General features: G+C 39.1%; 3 protein-coding genes and 1 pseudogene. 2 read left to right on the plus strand and 2 right to left on the minus strand.

Annotated features, from left to right (window positions below):
• Window positions 1-257: 257 nt before the first annotated feature.
• Window positions 258-1,073, plus strand: a complete 816-nt coding sequence (locus AB6C75_RS22970) for a hypothetical protein (protein WP_210464266.1) — start codon at window positions 258-260, stop codon at window positions 1,071-1,073.
• A 178-nt stretch (window positions 1,074-1,251) separates the two neighbouring features.
• Here AB6C75_RS22970 and AB6C75_RS22975 read toward each other — a convergent pair whose 3' ends face one another.
• Entirely contained in the window at window positions 1,252-2,094 is an 843-nt protein-coding gene (locus AB6C75_RS22975; protein WP_372109418.1) for a hypothetical protein, read from the minus strand.
• 150 nt (window positions 2,095-2,244) lie between these two features.
• Here AB6C75_RS22975 and AB6C75_RS22980 point away from each other — a divergent pair.
• A pseudogene (locus AB6C75_RS22980) lies at window positions 2,245-3,443 on the plus strand (IS4 family transposase).
• Between the two features lie 134 nt (window positions 3,444-3,577).
• Here AB6C75_RS22980 and AB6C75_RS22985 read toward each other — a convergent pair.
• Window positions 3,578-4,063, minus strand: coding sequence for a hypothetical protein (locus AB6C75_RS22985; RefSeq protein ID WP_102561959.1), 486 nt, complete (start codon window positions 4,061-4,063; stop codon window positions 3,578-3,580).
• Window positions 4,064-4,136 lie beyond the last annotated feature (73 nt).

The following is a 4,136-nucleotide window of genomic DNA, read 5'->3' on the forward strand; positions in this document are numbered from 1 at the left end:
CCAAAACCCATCAACATAAGTTTAGCGGATGTTTGACAACCGGGGGAATCCATGTGGCCCTGTTAAGGGGTGAGCAACGCAATACCGAAGCCGCCGCATACCACCTTAAACGCTAAAACTAACGCATAATAAAAATGCCACGCGTTGCGAATCCCTCTTAAACAGTTTGTAAACTGTTGATTTCACTGGCGTCTATTCCAATCAATGAAAATAATCTGTAAAATCAATACATAACCAACAATACTATACAAGGCTTTATGAAAAAGGAAACAACTAACGATAGCGAGTTTTTCGACCTACTCAAGTCACATCCAATCCTCGTATTTACATGCACAGCTTTATTATTTTCAGGATTAGGCTATTGGACAGAATATACTTTATTCAAGAGTTTTGGCGTCAACATCGTTGTTTTCGCATCATTAGACGACTTCTTTCTTGCGGGTCTTAAATACCCAGACATGCTTATACAGCTTTTTGCACCTATTCTGTTCTTGATTGTAGGGAGCTACGTCTTACTTAAGCGAAAAAGACAACGCCTTTCTGAGAAAGAACTAGAAACTAATAAAGAAATCGAAAGAATTGAATCGAAACTAAAGCAACAACGAAATCATGACCTATTTGGTGATGAACCATCAGCCATAACAAAGCATCATACCTCGAAGAAAGAAGCTCTGGAACTAGAGCTCAAAAACCTCACAACTTCCATACTCAAAGAGCGATCAATTCTAGTGGGAACAATTGGTCTAATGTTTTTTTTGGGTACATGCGTAGCGTTTTTCTTAGTAACTTCCTTGTCTAACAAACAAATAGTTCAGATAAAGAAAACCCCTGAGTACTACTCTAAAGTATTCTTACGAGACGGTAGTAAACTACCTGCTCATGAGGAGGAAAAATTAGTTTTTATTAGCGCTACTGACAAGTTTGTCTTTTTTAGTAAGTTCAACTCAGATGATGTCATTTCAATACCTATTGCTAGTATTACGCACATTAGTCAAGCCAAGGTAGAAAAATTGACCAAAGTGGACACCGACTTAGCCGACACTCCAGAGCAGAAAGCCCCTTCTAAATCTTAATTATCACCAGTCTAGGGAGGCAGCTCTTCCTAGGCTGCCTCAAGGCAGTTAACGCCCGCTTAAGTGGTGAGCAACGCAATACCTAAGCTACCGCATTCCACCTCAAATACCAAAAGCAACGCATACTGAAAATGCCACGCGTTGCGAATCCGTCTTAAAGCGTTTGTTAGCAAACTTCTCACTTGAACATCATACGATCTAGCCAAGCATTCCAATTTATACAGCCGTCATCAAAGCCGATGTGCTTGATGAGAACTAAACTAACAAGAGTTCCAAATGAATAACTAAAGTCTGTAAGTTCTAATGTAAAAATCTCATTATCAATATTAACTTCAGCGCTTAATGAAGCATTGTGGAAGAGTGCGTTTCTTAGCGCTGAATATGACCCAATTGATTTATATAGGTTACTCTTATCCATATGCTCATACACATCAAACCCGTGCGAGTTTAAGTACTTTGAAATGGCTGTAATTACACTACCACCTTTCATATTAACTTCATGTCGGCATAGTGATTCTAGCGCAGAAAACTGTAGGTAATATCGGACATCAATAAAATTTGAAGACCCTTTGATAGACTCTACAACTCTAAAAAAAGAAGCCCTTGTTACATTATTTCCCAAAGATGACAGCGCTAATTCGATGAAATCACCTCTAGAGTTAGACTTCATATAATCGCTATGGATTACATGCCCTCCACCGCTTACCCTCAGATTTCCAAATATTTTTGTCGGAAAGTCCTTTGGTAGGTCATTCATTGATTCGTGAACAAATAGTTCATTATTTATTATAACGCTTCGATGCTCTACAAAAGTAAGTATGGCTTCTAAGTCAAACAAAAACTGATCTAAGTCGCCAACACTACAATCGTCAACCTCTACAAAAGCAGTCAATTCATATACATCTTCTTTGCGGGATTTTTCTCGTGTTAATTTTATATCTGTCGAGAAAGGCACAATTCTAAAAGACACCGCCTTTATTTCATTTGTGCACTCATACCCATATATACCGAATGTTCTCATATAAAATCATCCATCGAATCATAGTTTGCTAACGCCGGCATCTTGCGAATCCCCTCATAATCAGGCGTAAAAACAATGAGGTAGACGTGCATCGCCGTCTTTGATCTAATGAATATCGCTGAACACACATTTCGAACAAGTGGGTTAACAATGCGCGACATTCAGATTCTACAACAAACCATACAAAACCAATGCCCCTCCATTCACAAAAAACGCTTTAGTTCTCTGATACTTGCTACAAAAAGTGTACTTGACGGTTCAGACTTAACGCTGACTAAACTAGGTCGGAAACTGGACACTAATACCACGGTAAAACATGCGATCAAACGCGTTGATAGACTGCTTGGAAATCGCCAACTACATCGTGAAAAAGACCTTATCTATAAATGGCATGCCTACTTAATAACGGGCGCTAACCCATGCCCTGTGATCCTTGTTGATTGGTCTGATGTTCGTGAACAACTTCGTTATATGACGTTAAGAGCATCCGTTGCACTTGATGGTCGAGCCATCACAATCTTTGAACAAGTTTTTGAGTATGGCCAATACAATTCATAGAAAAGTCACCAAACATTCCTCGATAAATTGCCGAGTATTTTGCCGAATAAAATAAGTCCGATCATCGTTTCTGATGCGGGTTTTAGAAATACTTGGTTCCGCCAAGTTCAGGAGAAAGATTGGTTTTGGTTAGGTCGTGTCCGAGGTGAAGTATCAATCAAACAACCTCAAAAACCTTGGGTCTCAAATAAAACCTTTATCCAAACGCTGTCCATAAACCCAAATATCTTGGCCACTGCTTATTAGCAAAGAGATCACCGATATCTTGTGAAGCCTATGTTTATAAGGGATTAGAAAAAGGCAGAAAAGCCCAGCGCCATAGCAGAACCAGCCAAAAACACTCCGCTACACATCTCTATCAGCGCAGTGCAAAGGAGCCGTGGTTACTCGCGACCAATATCCCTAGACATATCTTAAATGAAGTACAAATTACCAACCTGTACGCCAAGCGCATGCAAATAGAAGAAGCCTTCCGCGATCTAAAGAGTACCGCCTATGGGATCGCACTTCGTCACAACAGAACTCGTTGTACTAAGCGATTGGATATCCTACTTCTTATTGCGTTGCTCGCTGAAATCTTGATGTGGTGGAATGGCCTCATTGCAGTACAAGCCAAGTGGCATTTTGACTTCCAAGCCAATAGCATTAAACACCGCAGAGTTCTATCCATACCTCGTCTAGGAAGAGAGGTACGAAATCATCGACGATATCAAATTAACGAATCCCAATATCAATGGGGAATGTTCGAATATCAAAGGCTCACACACAATGCAGGATTCGGGAAAATATGAGGGGATCCGTCAGCGCCTGCATAACACGTTCGCTACTATGCAGATTAAGCTCAAATTTACCACTTAATACGGTAAACCCAAAGAAATCTAGAATGCCGAATGTAGCAAATCGTGTTGATGCATTTGTTATTCGATTAAATCCATCGGACTTCGGTTACACTACTATCAAACGGATGCGTCGTACCTAATTCAATGAACAGAGCATGTGTATAATTAAGGTCTCTTTTGTACGCATTTAATTTAACTATATCTTTATTACTATTAACCCTAGATGACGTTTTTTTAAACTCAATAACTAAAAGATTATGATCATTAGAGCCACGTCGATGGACAATTATGTCAGGGTACACTGTCATAGCATTATCATCGTAAACATCTGTATCTTCAGTTCCAATATAAAGTTCTTTTGGCTCATGATCATCACGATTATATTCACAATCGACGTGATAATTTGAAAACTCAGCTTGTAAATACATACCGATCCGATGAGTTAATGAGCGTTCGTTTGCATTAACTCTCAAAAGATAACTATCATTTTCAATAAAGCATTGAAGTGCATTAATTACTTGTGGACCAACATCTATATTTTGATTTAGATTGTTTAAAATATCTTCGTTCATATAACTTCCTTTATCGCATAACGCTTAAGTATTTATCCGTTGTCGTAGCACAATGGATAAATACCTGTTGGAC

This window comes from Vibrio sp. 10N.237.312.B06 (assembly GCF_041464685.1).
GTDB classification, from domain to species: domain Bacteria; phylum Pseudomonadota; class Gammaproteobacteria; order Enterobacterales; family Vibrionaceae; genus Vibrio; species Vibrio tasmaniensis_A.